17 protein-coding genes and 1 riboswitch are annotated in these 17684 nt (G+C 46.2%); all 17 genes read right to left on the reverse strand.

Going from position 1 to position 17684, the window contains the following annotated elements; translation table 11 throughout:
- Positions 1–36: 36 nt before the first annotated feature.
- Positions 37–258: a FeoA family protein gene (locus KPC83_RS06120; protein ID WP_216278378.1), complete on the reverse strand. Its 222-nt coding sequence runs from the start codon at positions 256–258 to the stop codon at positions 37–39.
- Positions 259–330: 72 nt separating this feature from the next.
- Positions 331–564, reverse strand: a complete 234-nt coding sequence (locus tag KPC83_RS06125; RefSeq protein WP_253200887.1) for a FeoA family protein — start codon at positions 562–564, stop codon at positions 331–333.
- 417 nt (positions 565–981) lie between these two features.
- On the reverse strand, positions 982–2154 hold the full coding sequence (locus KPC83_RS06130) for an iron-containing alcohol dehydrogenase (RefSeq protein WP_253200888.1): 1173 nt from the start codon (positions 2152–2154) through the stop codon (positions 982–984).
- Positions 2155–2159: 5 nt separating this feature from the next.
- The gene (locus KPC83_RS06135; RefSeq protein ID WP_216278379.1) at positions 2160–3140 is read right to left on the reverse strand and encodes an aldo/keto reductase; all 981 of its coding nucleotides are present in this window, start codon (positions 3138–3140) and stop codon (positions 2160–2162) included.
- A gap of 31 nt (positions 3141–3171) precedes the next feature.
- Positions 3172–4209, reverse strand: coding sequence for a 5-dehydro-2-deoxygluconokinase (gene iolC, locus KPC83_RS06140; protein ID WP_216278380.1), 1038 nt, complete (start codon positions 4207–4209; stop codon positions 3172–3174).
- A gap of 12 nt (positions 4210–4221) precedes the next feature.
- Positions 4222–4899 carry an RpiB/LacA/LacB family sugar-phosphate isomerase gene (locus KPC83_RS06145; protein WP_216278381.1) on the reverse strand — a complete coding sequence of 226 codons (678 nt, stop codon included), beginning with the start codon at positions 4897–4899 and terminating at the stop codon, positions 4222–4224.
- Positions 4900–4901: 2 nt separating this feature from the next.
- Positions 4902–5786 carry a class II fructose-bisphosphate aldolase gene (locus tag KPC83_RS06150; protein ID WP_216278382.1) on the reverse strand — a complete coding sequence of 295 codons (885 nt, stop codon included), beginning with the start codon at positions 5784–5786 and terminating at the stop codon, positions 4902–4904.
- 59 nt (positions 5787–5845) lie between these two features.
- Positions 5846–6958: a PTS fructose transporter subunit IIC gene (locus tag KPC83_RS06155; protein ID WP_216278383.1), complete on the reverse strand. Its 1113-nt coding sequence runs from the start codon at positions 6956–6958 to the stop codon at positions 5846–5848.
- A 45-nt stretch (positions 6959–7003) separates the two neighbouring features.
- Positions 7004–7312 carry a PTS fructose transporter subunit IIB gene (locus KPC83_RS06160; RefSeq protein WP_216278384.1) on the reverse strand — a complete coding sequence of 103 codons (309 nt, stop codon included), beginning with the start codon at positions 7310–7312 and terminating at the stop codon, positions 7004–7006.
- A 50-nt stretch (positions 7313–7362) separates the two neighbouring features.
- Positions 7363–7815, reverse strand: coding sequence for a PTS sugar transporter subunit IIA (locus KPC83_RS06165; protein WP_216278385.1), 453 nt, complete (start codon positions 7813–7815; stop codon positions 7363–7365).
- A gap of 399 nt (positions 7816–8214) precedes the next feature.
- Positions 8215–9024 carry a DeoR/GlpR family DNA-binding transcription regulator gene (locus KPC83_RS06170; RefSeq protein ID WP_216278386.1) on the reverse strand — a complete coding sequence of 270 codons (810 nt, stop codon included), beginning with the start codon at positions 9022–9024 and terminating at the stop codon, positions 8215–8217.
- A gap of 185 nt (positions 9025–9209) precedes the next feature.
- Positions 9210–9983, reverse strand: a complete 774-nt coding sequence (locus KPC83_RS06175; RefSeq protein ID WP_216278387.1) for an ABC transporter ATP-binding protein — start codon at positions 9981–9983, stop codon at positions 9210–9212.
- Between the two features lie 14 nt (positions 9984–9997).
- Positions 9998–11035, reverse strand: a complete 1038-nt coding sequence (locus KPC83_RS06180; RefSeq protein WP_216278388.1) for an ABC transporter substrate-binding protein — start codon at positions 11033–11035, stop codon at positions 9998–10000.
- Positions 11036–11048: 13 nt separating this feature from the next.
- A complete protein-coding gene (locus KPC83_RS06185; protein ID WP_216279282.1) occupies positions 11049–11897 on the reverse strand; it encodes an ABC transporter permease in 849 nt (282 codons plus the stop codon).
- Between the two features lie 16 nt (positions 11898–11913).
- Entirely contained in the window at positions 11914–12222 is a 309-nt protein-coding gene (locus KPC83_RS06190) for a thiamine-binding protein (protein ID WP_216278389.1), read from the reverse strand.
- Positions 12223–12273: 51 nt separating this feature from the next.
- Positions 12274–12382, reverse strand: a riboswitch (TPP riboswitch).
- A 153-nt stretch (positions 12383–12535) separates the two neighbouring features.
- A complete protein-coding gene (gene aspS / locus KPC83_RS06195) occupies positions 12536–14308 on the reverse strand; it encodes an aspartate--tRNA ligase (protein WP_216278390.1) in 1773 nt (590 codons plus the stop codon).
- Between the two features lie 193 nt (positions 14309–14501).
- Positions 14502–17579, reverse strand: a complete 3078-nt coding sequence (locus KPC83_RS06200; RefSeq protein ID WP_216278391.1) for a BTAD domain-containing putative transcriptional regulator — start codon at positions 17577–17579, stop codon at positions 14502–14504.
- Between the last annotated feature and the right edge of the window lie 105 nt (positions 17580–17684).

Consider the following 17684-nt stretch of genomic DNA (forward strand, 5'->3'; position numbering starts at 1 on the left):
GCAAACACCTACCCTACCTGGGCATTCGTGAAATACCTAGAGTACCTCTACGATTGCAGCCTCTTCCTTTCGGATAGAGAGCTCATAGCCGCGAACGGTAATTTCAATCGGATCACCAAGCGGAGCAACCTTAACCACCTTGAACGGGGTTCCTTTAATTAAACCCAAGTCCATGAGGTGCCGGCGCAAAGCCCCTTCACCGTGCAGCTTTACTACAGTAGAAGACGATCCTACTGCAATATCTCCCAATGTTTTCATACTTCCCCCTTTCGCAACATGTACATGCGCCGCCTACTCATATCAGGCGCGCACCTTAACCCCAAACCATGCTTATACGGTCATAACATTTTTTGCTACTTTGACATCCAAGCCAAAACGAGCACCTTTAATCATGACAATGATGTTGCTTTTACTTGACGTCACCACATGTACCTCGGCTCCCTCAACAAAGCCAAGATTCTGGAGATGATGCTTGATTGCCTCGGCACCACGTACGCGAACAACCCGCACCGTTTCGCCCGCTCGAACGAGCGATAGTGGCATGGCTGGCATATGGTCTGTCAAAAATATGCACCCACCCTTATCACGGACCGCATTTCATAGATGCGAAAACTTTCCTATGCAAGCGTCCTTAACAAGAAAAGTTAACCACTTCTATGTTTGAACTAGTAAACTAGCACGCTTTGAAGGAAATGTGAAGTATCTCACGCACTTCTCTGCAAAAAAGGTATCCTTGTTTAACTCCATTTATGCAGCTTATCCCGTGTTTAAGAGGGTTTTCCTTAGGAAAGCTTGTAAGGTGATGGGGTGTGTGTAATCGATAAACGGATAAGCCTACCTGATGAACGGATACGGTTTATCGAAAAACGGGTAAAAGGTGCGCGCTCTTTTGTTTTACGCTCGCAACGTGAACGAGGCGGATGGATGCGGTTAATCAAGTGAGGCGCGGGCTGCTTCTTGACTAGGCTTCTTCAACTATATTTATGAATATGCAGATTGATAAAGCGCTTTTATATCCGCCGCAGTCACTTCACGTATCGTATTCGCTGGGCTACCACTTGCAAGTGCATCTGAAACCATAATATCAAGAAGCTCCTCAAGTTTTGCGTGCTCAATGCCATATTCCGACATCGATGGAACCGGTAATGCATGAATAAGTTCATGTACTGCAGCTTGAAAGTCTGCTGCTCCCTGATCGTCATGCTTATCTTCAGTCAAGCCACAGTACCGTGCAATCTCAGCAAATCTATCCTTTGCTGCTTCTTGAACAAACTGCAAGCAGGGTTCCATCAACATCGCATTTGAAAAGCCATGTGGCACATGAAAATATGCTCCTAATGGCCGACTCATACCATGAATTAAAGTAACACCTGCATTATTCAAGGCAATTCCTGCCTCAAGCGCTGCCACGGACATTTCAGTACGTGCTTTCTTATTATCTGGCTCCAAAATACATTGAGGCAGATAGGTAAAAATGCGACGAGTCGCTGATAATGAATAGGTTTTTGAAAGTGGCTGCGCATTTTTTGATGTATATGACTCAACCGCATGGCATAGCGCATCGAGACCTGTTGCCGCAGTTACCAATGCCGGTGCTGTACTGCTAAAAACAGGGTCAACAATGGCGATATTTGGAATCAAACGTTCGTGAGCAATAAGCATTTTTACTTCATGCTGAGTATCCCGAATAATAGTGAACTGAGTTGCTTCTGAACCGGTACCAGCAGTTGTAGGAATTGCCACCATGTTACAAGGCTGTACAAAACTATGGGTAATCTTTGGATCAGCAATATCAAGACCAGTGCTCGCCATCAAAGCAATGGCTTTCATGGTGTCTAATGAACTTCCACCACCTATACCCACAATACAATCGCAGGCATGAGACTGATATACAGCTACTCCTACACGCACCAACTCATCAGTTGGCTCGTCATTTACCTCAGCAAAAATATGACTCTTAATGCCTATCTCAGCGAGCAAATCAATCACCAGAGAAACACTCCCTAAGCGTACCAGAGTTTCACCAGTAACAATCAGCGCTGTAGTGCCAATCGCACGTAAACACTCTTTTGCTTGCTGTAAAGCGCCCTCTCCATACTGTATTACAGACGGCATTGTGAACGTGTGGCCTTGAGCGTACATACAAGTAGACATATCCCTCATCTCAACCTAGCATTCCGAGCAGCACGTTCGTCTGCATGAGCCCGTGCCACACGCTCTTTCCATTCAGGTAAGCGATCGGGATGGAAAGTATAGTTTTGAGGATCATCCAGAGCATCTAACATCGCCAAATCATCAATGCTCAATTCAAAATCAAATACCTGGGCGTTGCTCTTTATGCGCTCAAGTTTGCTTGATTTTGGCATGGTGACAAACCCCTTTTGCAAGGCATAACGCACACATATTTGTCCTGGATCTTTCCCATAACGCGCTGCCAACGCACAGATCTCAGGATTATGCATCAAACGGCTTCGACCCAAAGGAGCCCAAGCCTCAAGCTGCACACCATGTTGCTCACACCATCGAACTATCTCGCGCTGTTGATAGCTCGGATTAAGCTCTATCTGATTAACCATAGGAAGAATATTCGCCTGTGCTTTCAAAACTTCCATGTGATGAACGAGGAAATTTGATACACCAATAGCACGAATACGACCTGCTTGATACAGCTCCTCAAAAGCGCTCCACGTCTCTACAATACGGTTCTTCCATGCATCAGGCCTATCTGGATCGCGGGGCCAATGAATAAGATAAAGATCCAAATAGTCGGTTTTTAAAGCTGCACAAGAACGTTCAAATGCAGCGAATGTGCTTTCATATCCTTGATCGGGATTTCTCAACTTGCTCGTAATAAAAACATCCGAACGCGCAAGACCAACATCTTCAAGTGCTTGCGCAACTATTGCTTCATTCCCATACGCTGCTGCAGTATCAATATGACGAAAACCCAGTTTCAAAGCAGACGTTATTGATGCTAAACCTTCACCATCAGGCGGAACCATATAGGTTCCAAACCCCAAACAAGGTATTTGAACGCCATTGGCTAAGATATAACGATCGCACGCTTGAGCAAGCTGTACCGCTGGCAGCAACCGTGTAGACGGCGAAATAATAGTGTGAATAGGGCAATTATTGTTCATGATTACTCCCTCGATGAATTCCAATAAACGATTACGAAACACGCTCAGCACTTCTGTTGCCATGTACCTTTGCTTCTGTAATAAATTCTTCAACTGCTTCTAAGTTGGGTAGGGCATCAGAGCAATTATTTGCGCGAACCATCATCGATGCTTCCGCAGAACCAAATTCCAAACAGCGAGCTATTGACCAGTCTTGAAACAGTCCATAAATAAAACCTGCACCGTAGCCATCGCCGCCGCCAAAACCCTTACGCGCCTTTACGGGAAACGCTTGTATTGAATAAGAGTCTCCTGATGAAAGAAAGGCAGACGATCCTTTCATACCATGTTTGATAAGCACAATACGTGCGTGATGCTTATGCCAATAACATGCACTCTCTTCATCGGTCATTCCTGAACAGATAAGCGCTTCAGCTAGGTCAAACTCTTCTCGTGAACCCATGATAATATCCGCCTGACGGGCAAGTGCTGCATAGTAGATAGCAATATCATCAGTATGCTTCCAAGTATAAGCACGGTAGTCAATATCAAAGAGCAGCGGCGTATTTGTTTTACGTGCTAGTAGTGCCGCTTTGAGTACCGCTTCCCGGCTAGGACTTTCAGCAAGTGCTGTTCCCGAAATGACCAAAAGCTTTGCCTGAGCGATATACGTCTCATGCACGTCATCCACGCTCAATTGCAAATCGGCAATACCGTTTCTATACATCAACAAAGAGCTCTCAGTTGAAGAACGCATTTCAGTGAAAGTTAAACCTAGGTTTTCACCACCAATTGAGCGAGTAACTTCTGATGTATCGATGCCTTCACGCTCAAAATACTCGATTACAAAATCACCAAACTGGTCATCTGAAACCTTTCCAATAAAACCTGCTCTCAAACCGTGACGAGTAACACCAACTGCCATATTTGCTGGTGAGCCGCCCACAAATTTCTCAAAATAATGTACGTCTTTTAAGGGCTTAAACTCCTCCTGTACCAGCTCTGAGTATGCCGGATTGAAATCAATTGCAATACGTCCAAGAAATACCACATCAAGTGGACGTGTATGATCAAACGATATTAACCCCATGCCCCCACCTGCTCATGTAAGAGGAGCAACAAGCTCGCGTACTAAAGACTCAAGCTCCTGATCAGTACAACCTGTATAAAAACAATCCAAAAATGGCTTAGTTAGCGCTCTACAAACCAACTCTGAATCGAGTGTACGCAAGCTTTCTATCAGTGGTTTAGTAACAATACGTTTAACGTCATTGAGTATTTGAACATTGTTATTCTGTGCTTCTTTTCGATCCGAGGGATACCCTTGACCTTTTGGTGAGGAAAAAGCCCGCATAAAGATATTTTCAAGGTTAAGTTCTCCACCCCAACCAAAGCCCTTTGCAAAAGGAATTGAAAGCGCATTGCCATCATTTATCTGCAAAAACAAATAGGCATCAGTTGGCTCAATACAATACCCACAACACACGCCCGGATACATATTGCAACTCATAAGCGCGCCTTGACCAGTCCCGCAACCTGTTACTACAAAATCAACGGCACCAGAATTGAGCAATAAAGCAGCCTGAATTCCAATGTGTAAATAGGTCAGACGTGGATTGTCGGCGGAATAATCCTCCGGGCGATCAAAGGAGTTTTCAAGCTGTTGCATGCCGGTATTAAACACGGTGTGCCCAAGCGGCTCTGCAACTGAACGTAAAGTCTTCTCAATAAGAGCATTTTTTGCTGCCTGCGAAAACTCTTGAATAAGGGCAATTTTCATGACTACTCCTTTGAGCTGGAATTAAATGCTGCATATACATAGCGATTGCTTGAACCAATAAGCTGCATATATGCTTTGACAAATTGCTTAATTGAGGCCTCAGCTTGTATTTGAAGCGCTAGAAAATCTGCCGCCGGGTTCTGAACCAAAAGTTTCTGCATACCTGTTTTTGCTGCCTGAAAAGCATCGGTACAGACATTTATTTTGTTGATACCACCTGCAACAGCACGCCGCACATTATCTTCTCCGGAACCAGATCCCCCGTGCATAACAAGAGGCATATCAAGTGCCTCTTTCAATTCTTGCAAGCGCTCAAAATCAAGCTTGGGAATATAACCTGCTGGATATTTTCCATGAGCCGTTCCTATAGCCACCGCAAGAGCATCAACTTGTGTGCGTGCAACAAATTCTTTTGCCTGCTCTACATTGGTATAGAAGTCGTCAGTTTGCCCGTCGCCATCGACTGCCTGCCCAACATGTCCAAGCTCAGCTTCCACTGAAATACCAAGGGGGTGCGCCAACGAAACGATAGTTTGTGTGCGCTGAATATTTTCTTCAAAAGCAAGAGATGATGCATCAATCATGACATTGGTAAATCCAGACCGAAGTGCCATCAATTCGTCTTCAAGCAAAGCACCATGATCAAGATTGAGTGCAATGGGTACCGAAGCTTTGTTTGCTAACGCAAAAAAAGCGGGGAGTAAGGCATCGAGGTGTGCATGTTTGGCAATTTGTCCGGGACCCATTTGAATAATAATTGGTGCATATTCTTCGACTGCAGCCTCGATACCCGCGCGGATCATTTCAATATTGATTGAATTCATTGCCAAAACAGCATAGGTATGCTGATGCGCATGATCGAGCAGCGACTTCATAGTGACGAGCATATATACCTCAGGTTTCTTTTGCCTAACAAGGTGCCGATGCATATCGGCACCGTATCTTTTTATAAATCAATATCAAGGTCAATAATTTCTTCTTCAACTTGTTCTACATTCTCAGGCTTGGGCTTTATCAATGCGTATACAACACCAGTAACCACTGAGCCAGCAACGAGCGCAATAACGGCCCATAGCGGGTTAATCATCGTGGGAAAAACAAAGATACCGCCATGACCAGCTACAGACTCAACACCCATCCCAACAGCAATAGCACCTGCTGTGGCTGAGCCTAGCATTGATGCAGGAATAAACCGCACTGGATCAGCAGCCGCAAACGGCAGAACGCCTTCAGTAATAAAGCAAAGCCCCATAGGAAATGCTGTAATCGCGGTATCACGCTCAGTCTGAGTGAACTTCTTACGAGCTACCAATGAAGCAATAAATGCCCCAACAGGTGGTGTCATACCGCCAATAATCTTTGCCGACATAGGACCAAAGATTCCGTCGGCACCTAATCCATTTGCTGCCATCGAAGCTGTTTTGTTCACCGGACCGCCCATATCGAAACCCATACAAGCACCAATAACTGCACCAATAAGTGCCTTAGATCCACCATTGAGGGAGATAATCCAAGCTTGAAACACATCCATAATCCACGCGAGTGGTTGAGCAAACACAGCTAAAAACAACATACCGCACACAAAAGTTGAGAGAACTGGCATGATTAACACCGGCATAAGCCCACTTAACCATGCTGGCAGCTTCCACGTCTTCATCCATAAAAGGAAATACCCGATAACAAAGCCCATCACTAAGCCACCCAAGAAGCCAGCTTTCGACATCGTACAGGTGTATCCAATAATAAAACCGGGAACGATGCCTGGGCGCTCAGCAATTGAATAGGCCATATAGGCGCACAAGATTGCAACTGCAAAACTCATGGCATAACTTGAGAGCATATTGACGCCCCACCAAAATCCTCCCCAAGTAAAGGGCTCCATGCCAGTAAAGGGTGTAGGCCATGTACCGGCAACTTCTTTGTAGTAGTCGCCAATTAAGTAACCTCCAAAACCTTTTGCTAGAGCCCCAAGGATTCCTCCGGCAACCACCATAGGAATCATGTAGGAAATGCCCGTCATAATAGTTTTCATAATCCCTAAGCGTTTAATATTTGACATACAAACCCTCCTTAATAAATAACTTTTAGCAGTTATCAAACTGCTCTAACCGGCAAGCCTCTTTTCGATGGTTGCAATGAGACTTTTCGGATTTTTCATAGCAACGCTTATGGGAATATCAACAAGCTTTTTTTCAGCGAAGCGAGTAAGCTCCACCGCAATATCATGCGCAACGATAACAACATCAGCTGCAGCAATTTCTGCTTCAGTTAATACATTATCAGCACCAATGGTACCTTGTGTCTCAATCTTAATTTCATGACCCGCCTGCTCTGCTGCATCCTTTATTTTTTGTGCAACAATATAGGTATGGGCAATGCCTGCCGTACATGCCGTTACTCCAACAATTTTCATGATTGACCCGCCTTTCTCATAACTTTGACCCATAACCCGATGGGACTTATTTACTTTGTTAAAATCGCAATGACATCAGCAGGATCGGAAGCCTGCTGCAACTCAGCTACAAGACTGTCCTTGCCAATTTTTCCTGCAAGCTCAGCTAAAAGCCGCATATGATTCTGCGTAAAGGACTCATCATCCGAAACACAGAATAAGAAGAAAAGGTTAACTGGCTCATCGTCATAGCTTTCCCAAGGCACGTCATGCCTTGAGCGACCAATAGCGATAGTGTTCCGACACACGACTGAACTTTTTCCATGTGGAATCGCGATATGATTGCCAGCGCCGGTGATACCAGCAGCCTCGCGCACGTATATATCAGCCATAAACTGGTCAATGTCAGAAATGTAGCCCGCACTATGAAGTAGTGCCGATAGCTCACGCAGTACATCATCTTTCGTACAGCCTTTTACATTCAAGTTAATAATGTCTTTGCTCAAAATGTCACATAATTCCATGATGCGTGTCCTCCCCTTCACTCATCCCGCGCCTTATTGGCATATCTATTGATACGTCAAGAAAACCAGGGGCATTGTTAGTAGTCGGTGAACGGTAGTATTTCATACGTAAGTGGTATGTAAAATGTAAAACTTGTGTATGAGTCACGTGCTAATTTACTAATATTCTTGATATTTTAGCAGGTAGATACCTATTTTTTATGAAAACAGATAAGCGTAGCGAAGGTATTTTACACTTTCGATATATTTTGTTTTATATATTAATATTCTAATTAAGAATATATTTACAAGATAAACTTACGTTTTCTTTTGAATAAGGCTCTAGGTGGTAGACTGTGCCGATGAAGCTCCACTATCGAATTCGGCACCAATTTGTCACCTAAAACACTTCTCGTTAGCTTATATCCCTGTCAGCATCAACTCGGTATTTGTCTCTGCCGCTTTTATTGCCGAGCGAACACGAGACTCAGGGTCTTGATCCATCACGATGGTATCAAAATCGCTAATCTCAGCAAATTTTACAAAGCGTGGCTTCCGAACTTTTGATGCATCCATCAGCATTACGACCAATGACGCCCGGGTAAGCATAATACGTTTGATATCTGCATTTCCGGAGTACTCAGTGGTAAAACCAAAATCAGGATGAAATGAATCTGTTGCCAAAAAAGCCTTATCAAGATATAGTTCACTCAGATTCCGGTTGGTTACTGATCCGGTCATATATCGATGATTTTTGCGTAGTAATCCGCCTAAAAGCATAACATTGGCATGCGGCAAATTAGAATCAACAAAACTTGCAATCGATAAATCACTGGTCACAATTGTAATATCTCGCTTCTCATAGAGAGCATGTATAAACTCAAAGGTTGTAGTTCCTGTATCAATAAGCAGAGAATCTCCATGGGATACTAGCGCCGCTGCTCGGCGGGCAATAGCACGTTTAGCTTCAACATTAATATTCAGACGCTGATCTGGATATGAAACCGTAATGGCACGCGTGATTGAGACTGCACCTCCATATGTACGCCGCAGCTTTCCACCCTTTTCAAGCTTATCGAGGTCATTGCGTGCAGTCACCTCCGAAACGGCAAAATACTCACAAATATCTGCCACACGAATTGAAGACCTTCGATTAATCTCCTCGATTATCATGGCATGACGCTCATCAATTGACACGCGCTGGCCTTCAGGTTTTGATGACTCCCACATCACATGCTCCAGCTCTCTGCCTTCAAAAAACACGCTAGTTATACCATGTCCAAAAGCTTCGTGCGCACTTGATTATGCTCTAGGTTGGCAAACATATGTCATAACTCGACAGAATTAATCAAACCCGTCTATGCTGAACTATAGCTTACACTATCCTAAAAGTGCTTTGCAGCACGTATTGCCCCTCAGCCATTAACACCTGGGCTCTCAAGTAGCGCCAACACCTCACGCTTTGCCTCAAGATAGCTTGCCTGCACAGAGAAGTTCAAGCGCTCGGTGCGCGGAAACACAATTGAAGTACATCCCGCCACGCGCGTGGGCACCCCTTGCCGAGGCGCCCCTTTTAGCACATACACCACATCTGCAAGCATAAGTGCCTCATCAATATCATGTGTCACGATAAGCGCCGTTGTATGAAACTCGGTGCACACGCGCAAAAACCAGGCATGAAGCTCTTGTTTAGTAAAGGAATCAAGTGCCGAAAATGGCTCATCAAGCAGTAAAAAATTCTGATTAAACAAAAAGGTGCGCAAGAAGGCGGCACGCTGTCGCATACCGCCGGATAAACTTGCCGGCCACAGCTGTTCAGTGCCTGCAAGACCAAAGGTATCAAGATAGCCTGCCGCCCGCTGACGTGCTTGTTCCTTACTCAATCCTCGCAAAATAAGCGGCAAGGCTACGTTATCAAGTACTGTTTTATGCGGCAGCAATAAATCTTTTTGCAGCATATACCCCACAGCACCCGGCTGTCCTACAACAGACAAGCCCTCCAGAAGCACATCTCCAGAATCAGGCGTATCCAAGCCTGCAATCACATGAAAAAGCGTTGTTTTTCCGCAGCCAGAGGGACCCAGCACGCAGGCAATCTGCCCTGCATCAACCCGAAGCGTTATATCTTCAAGCACAGCTAAATCGCCAAAGCCTACCGAAACCTTATCTACCTCAAGATGTGCTCGCACCTAAATCTCCTAGCTTAAGCGCCCAGTACAAACTTATCAGTCATACCAGCACCCAACGCAGGGGCAGGCACAATTCCCTGCTCACCCACCCATTTCAAGAACGCATCCCAGCGCTTTTGGTCGAGCATTCCCCACTGCTTGGCATCCGCCTGATACTGCTCAGACAAATAGCGTTGTGAAGCCCGAACAAGCTTTTTATCCAACTCAGGTGCTGCCTCAAGTAAAACCTCAGCACAGGCATCAGGGTCTTTTATGCAATCCTCATAGCCTTGTCGTGCAGCGTCAACAAAGGATTGAACCAGATTTGCGTCGTTATTGATGAGCTTATCGTTTGAAATAATGACAGGTGAATAATAATCAAACAGTGGATCTAAATCACGGAAGGCAAAATAATTAACGTCGAGGCCCTCAAGCTCACATTTAACGCCAGCCCAACCCCAATAGACCCAAATACAATCAACTTGATTGGTTGACAAGGCACTTACCTCATCAGTAACCGTTGAAGGAATGATATTGACGCGATTAAAATCTCCTCCATCTTTGGTGACAACATGCTTTAACACGGCAAGCTCGATGGGTAGCTCCCAAGAGGCATAGCTTGCGCCTACCATCTTTGAGGGACGGTCGATTCCCTTGTCTTTTAGACTAATGATGCCTGAGGTGTTGTGCTGTACAATAGCGGCGATCGCTTTTACCGGCAGCGGCTTGTCTGAGCTGATGTAGCCCGCAATGCTATCGGCAAAACTTACACCAAATTCTGCATCCCCCGCCGCTACCAGAGCATCAGCACCGTTTTCAGGTGCCTGCAAAATCTCAACATCCAAGCCGGCTTGAGCAAAATAACCCCGCTTTGCCGCAACATATATACCGGTATGATTGGTATTTGGAGTCCAATCGAGCGCAAAACGTACCTTTTTAAGCTTTGAAGAACTGCCACCAGACTCAACGGTTGAGCCAGGTGTATCTGGACGCGAACAGCCGGCAAGAAGCGCCGCACCTCCCATACCTGCGAGGCTCAGCAACTGACGGCGAGAAATCATAGGGCTTTTCATGGAATACTCCTTATCAAAATAAATTAGTAGTATGAATTGCGTGCTCCGTATCCAACGGAGCAGTTGATGTTTTGGGGACATCGATTGTCTGAGACTGTGAACGGCGTTCCCAAGGCATAGCCATATAGCGCAGCACATCAACAAGTTTCATGAGCGCCAAGCTTAAAACCGAGATAACAACTATTACGGCAAACATCTTGTCAAACGCATAGGCTTTGCGAACCCGCGTCATGTACACGCCAAGACCCGAAAATCCGCCCAGCCACTCAGCAATAACAGCACCAACAAGGGCGTATGCCGCTGATATTTTGAGCCCAGCAAAAAACTGAGGCAGGGCTGCAGGAACCTTAACGTGTATAAAAATATCCCACGTTGTTGCCCCCATAGATCGCATCAGGTCAATTTGGTCAGCATCGACTGAGCGCATGCCACTCAAGGTGCCTACCGTAATAGGGAAAAAGGTTGTCAGGATAACCAGCACCACCTTGGGAAGCATGTCGTATCCAAACCAGAGCACCAAAAGCGGCGCCACTGCCACCGCAGGAACTGTTTGCGAAATAACAATAAGCGGATACAGCGCTCGATACACCATGTCAAAACGATCCATGACACACGCTGCTAACACACCTATAACTAAACCTGCTACAAGGCCTATTCCTGCCTCAATAAGCGTCGTAGCAAGATGGCTCATCAGCAAAGGAGCGTCCTTTGCTAGCGCCTCAAAAATAGCCAACGGACTTGGCAGCAAAAAGGCCGGAACAAAACCTGCTATGCAAATAAGCTGCCATACCAAAACAAGCACGGCAAGAGTACTTGGAGCAACAAAGCGCGAAAGGTAATAGCTGCGCTGCTTGTTGTGCATGTTGCGCATAGAGTATCTATTTCGCGTTTACGTGATATGGTGCAATCTTTTCTTCGGTGCTCAGCACACCATCTCTAGGCGAGAAGAAAATTTTGACATACGCAGCAACTTCAGGCGCACCTGCAGCAATCACCCGTCGATTAACCTCGGCAACTACCTCCATGCAATGCGTATAGTCACCTTCAATGGTTGTCTCAAACGGCCCAACATAAGCATCAGGAAATTCTTGCTTGATGTAGGCAATAGCCTCATCCACCATACGCACTATGGCATCGGTTTGTTCAACCCTCATAGGTAGAACTTGAATCGCAACACTTGCTTCCATAATCCTCCTTCTGGAGCCAGCTTGGCCCCGAACTCGTAGGGGTCCCTGGCATATGCGAGGATGAAGCGTCCCTACGCCGGCATTACCCGGATCAGGTTTTGGGTCGAAGACAACAGCCTTCCTCTCAGCCGGGTTTCACCCAGCTCCCCACGTGCAGGTTGAGTATAGCACGCATTGAGCATCAGGGCTGCTATGTACAACACACAACAGCCCTGACACATTCAAATATTTTGAAGCATTGCAGTCACACGATAAACGCGTACTACTAAACGCATATCATGAACGTGAACTTGTCACCTCTTACATACATGCCTTATTCGAGACGCAGACCAACTTCTTTAAGCTGGCGCGACGATACCTTACTTGGTGCATTGCTCATTAAATCTGAACCTGAACTTGTCTTTGGAAAGGCCATAACTTCACGGATTGAATCAGCCCCCGCCAACAGCATGCACACGCGGTCAAGACCAAGGGCAAAGCCGCCCATAGGAGGAGCGCCAAACTCCAGCGCATCGAGCATGAAGCCAAACTGCTCACGCGCAGACTCCATGGTAAAGCCCAACTTCTCAAGAATCTTTGCCTGCAGTTGAGCATCATGGATACGCATGCCGCCACCGCCTGCCTCATAGCCGTCCATCACAAAGTCATAGGTACGTGAACCAACACTGAGCGGTTCGATATCCAAGCGTTCAATATCGTCTTCAATTGGCTGCGTAAAGGGCTGATGCTCTGCAGCATACGCCTGACGGTCTTCGTCCCAATGAAACAACGGGAAGTTTACTACCCACAAGAAATCATGGCCGTCACGTTCAATTTCAAGCGCATCTGCCAGATGTGTACGCATACCACCTAAAATCTCGCAACTTTCAAGACGCGGGCCAGCGGCAAAGAGCACCAAGTCACCCGGCTCAATCTGTGACCGCTCACGAAGCGCTGCCATTTCTTCATCGCTAAAGAACTTTACGATAGGGCTATTGATACTGCCGTCTTCACGGAATGCAATCCATGCAAGACCCTTTGCGCCTAAATCTTTTGCAACCGGCTCAAGCTTATCAATGCGCGCTCGTGCCCAAGTTCCTGCTCCCTTTGCATTGATGCACTTAACAACTGAGCCTTGTGTAGACGCAGCACCTGCAAACACCTTAAACGATGAATGTTCAAACACATCGGTCACATCAACAAGCTTCATGCCATAGCGCGTATCGGGTTTATCAGAGCCATAGGTTTCCATGGCATCCCAGTAATCCATCCGACGAAGCGGTAAAGGCATATCCACACCCAAAGCAGCAAATGCATCATGTAGCACTGCCTCAAGAGCTCCCATAACATCGTCTTGTTCTACAAAACTCATCTCAATATCAACCTGAGTAAATTCAGGCTGACGATCAGCACGCAAATCCTCATCACGAAAGCACTTAGCAACCTGATAGTAGCGCTCAATGCCACCAACCATAAGCAGCTGCTTTAAGAGCTGCGGGCTTTGAGGAAGTGCATAGAGGTGCCCCGGTTGAATGCGGCTGGGCACCAAAAAGTCACGAGCTCCCTCGGGAGTTGACTTAAAGAGCGATGGCGTCTCAACTTCCATAAACGCACGGCGATGCAGAGCTTCGCGTATAGCAAAGGTGAAATCAGAGCGAAGCTTGAGATTTGCCATCATCTTAGGACGACGAATATCCAGATAACGATAGGTTAAACGAATATCTTCACCGGCTTCGATATGGTCTTCAATCTGAAACGGAGGAGTTTTTGAGCGGTTTAAGATAGTAATTGCTGAGACTAAAACCTCGATGTTACCTGTTGCTAGCTTTGCATTCTCCATGCCCTGTGGACGCTCACGAACTACGCCAACCACCTTAATAGGCCACTCAGACCTGATTGTCTCGGCACTATGAAATGCCTCTCCACCTGAGTGGTCAGGGTCAAAAGAAATCTGCGTAACGCCTGCGCGGTCGCGCAAATCAACAAAGATAAGACCACCGTGGTCGCGACGACGCCAAACCCAACCGGTGAGTGTTACCTCAGTGCCAATATGTTCGCGACGCAGTTCACCACAGGTGTGCGTGTGCATAGACAGAGTTTTGTGCATATATGCTCCCAAGGTCCGTGTTGCCCCGTGTCGGTGCGGACAACCTCAATACAGACTGCGCAGCTGCGTAGACAGCGTAGTTGCGCGCATGGTCAACCATCATACTCTCCTCACACGCAGAACAACACCACTACCTCACACATCCCAGAATTTGTAATCATTTAGGAATAAACCACGTCCACGTCGTGCCCTCCTATATACACGCTGCCTGCAGTTGATCTGACATAATCTGCTCAAAGAGTTGTTTTGTTTCTGGCTCAGGCTCCCCTTTCATCTCTTTCTGTAAAAATCCTACATGAGCTGCATATACGTCATATACTTCACGCCTTCTACCTACAGCTAAAAGCACCGTCATAATGCGTCGCAAGCAGTCCTCCCGTGTTGGCGATTGTTTGAGCGCTGCATCAACCAACCAAGATGCAGAAGCCATGTCATCATCTTCCATAGCAGCATCAATTCCGCGAACTAGACAATCAAGGTATTTTGATTCGTATGCTCGGCGCATACGCTTAAAGTAGGCATCATGCGTAGTTGGGCAATAAAGCTTTCCAGCATATATTTCTTCAAGCAACAAGCATGCTTCAACAATATCTTGGGATGACCCATGTGGCTTTGCTAGCAAAATATCTTTAGCCAAAAGGTCAAAGCGCAAAACATCTGAGAATACATACTCGGCATTAAGTCCAATACCGTCTCCTTGACCCACAATATAGTCTGGACCGGTGCCGGTTTGCCCAAGCGCATGCTTGAGTGCTGAAGTTGCAGAATACAGAGCCTGTCGTGCACGAAGACGCGGGCTATCAGGCCAAAGCTGTTCAAGTAACACATCACGCGACACAAATGTACCTAGACTCAAAGCAAGCCGTGCAATCAAGTCACTTGAGCGCTTTCTGCGCATCGAGGAATGTACAATAATGTGCCCATTTCGCTCAACGCGCAGACCCCCAAACAAGGCAATAACAAGCTGACCAATTTCTGCTTCATGCATGCTTACAAGCGCAGTTTTACCTGAACTAACATGCTTCATATCCTGTGAAGCAAACTCAGGATTAAGCTCATACAAAGGTCCAGTTGAAAGCGGAAGTAGCTGCCTTATTGAGCTAGACCAATCTCCCATAAGCGCAAGTGGCAAGCGCAAAAGGGCAACATAGTTTTCGTTAAGCATAAGCTGCTTGTGCCGAGAATACCAAATAGACAAATCGGTATCATATCGCGCGGCTGACAACTGCATGGCAGAAACCCATGCATCTATACCTGTTTCTACCTCACTTGCCACATCAAACAATCCCGCTTCTTCGCGCACCTTAACGCGCGACCCACCTATTAAGTGCGAGCACTGCTCAAGTAATTTCGCCCATGCCTCAACCCGTACATAACTGCCCTCTCCATGTTTAAGTACCTGCTGCCCGCGAAATTGTCCCGTTACATGCTGTCCCAAACTCAGAGCCTGCCACCCCTCGCACAACATAGCAGTTAATTGAGTAGCATGGTCTGCCTCACGCACTGAAATGATATTAAGGTCGCAAAATGCTCGCTCATCAACCACCGGCAAACCTTGCAATAGACGGGAAAGTGATGCAACAAAACGCAACTTTGCAGCCATCGGAATAAGTTTGTGCTTTTCAAGATGTGCAATCAAAAGTTTTAATTCATTCTCATGCAAAAGCCGCCGCTTTTGAAGAGGAAACCAAATTGCCTCAAGCTCCCGATTTACCAGCTCAAGCATCTGAATATAGTTAAAGTTATCACACAGGGCTTGAGCGATATGCTTACTCTCAAGCACTTCTCCTTGAAGCAAGTCCTCAAGCAGCGACCTACGACGCTTAATGGGCTGTTCCAGCTCCTGAATAAGACATCTAAAGCGCTGTGCCTCTTGTTTAAGACATCGTGATGGTATTTCCTCAGCTTGGCGCAGATATGCATCTGATAATTCAGGAAGACCCACCCCTATACACGTTGCATGAACCTCGTATAGTCCACGCAGTATGTTCCAGTCGTGAATGCTGATATTTTGCTCTATCTCTGACGCTCTCTTGTGCAATAAATGGCTTGCTGTACGTGCAGTTTTTAACTCTCCCATCACTAAACTTGCTCCATACAAAGCAGCAAGCACCCCAATATCTACCTGATGAACCTCAGCTACCTGGATTTGAGACAAAATCTTAAGCACAAAACTTGGACGCCCTGCCAGAGTACAGGCGGTTGGAAACTGTGCAATGAGCTCAAGCTTTTGCTCATGTGAAAACAGCGCTTCAACAAGTTCAAGTGCCGTGTCAACACGACCTGTCTTCATCTGAATACGCACCGCTTTAGCAAGTAAATCAGGGTGCTTACGTGCAATAGTTCGGCGCAGGGTGCTCAGTTTTGTTCCCCTTCCTTTAAGACACGCAAAGCGCCGCTCCGCCATATCAAACAAAAAGATGGGATATTCATGCTGCAAGCGAGATAGCTCGGTATGTTTTATTTTCAAGCCAACCAAATCTAAGTCTTGAAAATGGCTCGAATCAACAAGCATCATAAGCCGAATAATGCGTCCCATACCCTGCTCATCATGAGCGGTTTCGTCCAAGATTGACTGATATAGTGCAATAATTTGCTCATCTAAATAATCACCATCAGGAGCCGAAGAAGATACAGAACCCATGGCTGCAACTAAGCTGGGGATACCTTGAGTCATTCCGTACATATCAAGTGTTTTTGAAATGGTATAGGCCTTTGCCCAATCTCGGTACTCCGCTGGCTGTACCCGCACCATATGGGCTCTCAACTTATATGAATCACCAACTGCATTCACCATATGTCTATGTGCGGGAGTGCAGGTAATGACGCTAGTGCAGTTTTGCTTTCTAAGCGCTCTCAGTACCCGCGCAAAGGCCTTAACCTCACACAAATCCAGAGGTGGCAGGTCATCAATAAACATAAATGAGTGAATAGACTCTGGTATTTGTGTCCGAATCTCTCGAATTCGTTTCACCAAATCTTGAATGCAAAACTTATTACCCGATACCAAGCTCACCATACCCTGCCCTGGCTCATTCTGTATGAGTGCGCTGCATTGCAAAAGCAAACTTGTTTTTCCAAAGCCTTTTGGCGCGCAGATAAAAGCAATACCAGCTGTTTTTGCCTCCGCAAGAAGTGTTCGCACCAAGCGCTCGCGCAACACCATCGAACCTGCCAGTTCAGGAACCGTCAGTTGGGCGAGAGGCTGAACGCGCTCGCGCTTTGTCACATGCTTTTGGGCTCGCTTTTTTGTTCCAGATTGACCGCTCATTTCAACCTCCCTGTATACGGTGGGCAATCTACGCTACAGCACGCAGGAAGATAGAACTATAGAAAACAGATGAAAATAAGCGCTTAAACATGCATTTGACCAGAT

Source organism: Collinsella sp. zg1085, from assembly GCF_018889955.1.
Taxonomy (GTDB): domain Bacteria; phylum Actinomycetota; class Coriobacteriia; order Coriobacteriales; family Coriobacteriaceae; genus Collinsella.

Coding starts and splice junctions, on each gene's coding strand:
- KPC83_RS06190 (WP_216278389.1), bottom strand. CDS start 12,222: ATGGAAGCAAGTGTTGCGATTCAAGTTCTACCTATGAGGGTTGAACAA.
- aspS (WP_216278390.1), bottom strand. CDS start 14,308: ATGCACAAAACTCTGTCTATGCACACGCACACCTGTGGTGAACTGCGT.
- KPC83_RS06170 (WP_216278386.1), bottom strand. CDS start 9,024: ATGTGGGAGTCATCAAAACCTGAAGGCCAGCGCGTGTCAATTGATGAG.
- KPC83_RS06120 (WP_216278378.1), bottom strand. CDS start 258: ATGAAAACATTGGGAGATATTGCAGTAGGATCGTCTTCTACTGTAGTA.
- KPC83_RS06130 (WP_253200888.1), bottom strand. CDS start 2,154: ATGTCTACTTGTATGTACGCTCAAGGCCACACGTTCACAATGCCGTCT.
- KPC83_RS06200 (WP_216278391.1), bottom strand. CDS start 17,579: ATGAGCGGTCAATCTGGAACAAAAAAGCGAGCCCAAAAGCATGTGACA.
- KPC83_RS06180 (WP_216278388.1), bottom strand. CDS start 11,035: ATGAAAAGCCCTATGATTTCTCGCCGTCAGTTGCTGAGCCTCGCAGGT.
- KPC83_RS06145 (WP_216278381.1), bottom strand. CDS start 4,899: ATGAAAATTGCCCTTATTCAAGAGTTTTCGCAGGCAGCAAAAAATGCT.
- KPC83_RS06150 (WP_216278382.1), bottom strand. CDS start 5,786: ATGCTCGTCACTATGAAGTCGCTGCTCGATCATGCGCATCAGCATACC.
- KPC83_RS06135 (WP_216278379.1), bottom strand. CDS start 3,140: ATGAACAATAATTGCCCTATTCACACTATTATTTCGCCGTCTACACGG.
- KPC83_RS06165 (WP_216278385.1), bottom strand. CDS start 7,815: ATGGAATTATGTGACATTTTGAGCAAAGACATTATTAACTTGAATGTA.
- KPC83_RS06155 (WP_216278383.1), bottom strand. CDS start 6,958: ATGTCAAATATTAAACGCTTAGGGATTATGAAAACTATTATGACGGGC.
- KPC83_RS06160 (WP_216278384.1), bottom strand. CDS start 7,312: ATGAAAATTGTTGGAGTAACGGCATGTACGGCAGGCATTGCCCATACC.
- iolC (WP_216278380.1), bottom strand. CDS start 4,209: ATGGGGTTAATATCGTTTGATCATACACGTCCACTTGATGTGGTATTT.
- KPC83_RS06185 (WP_216279282.1), bottom strand. CDS start 11,897: ATGCACAACAAGCAGCGCAGCTATTACCTTTCGCGCTTTGTTGCTCCA.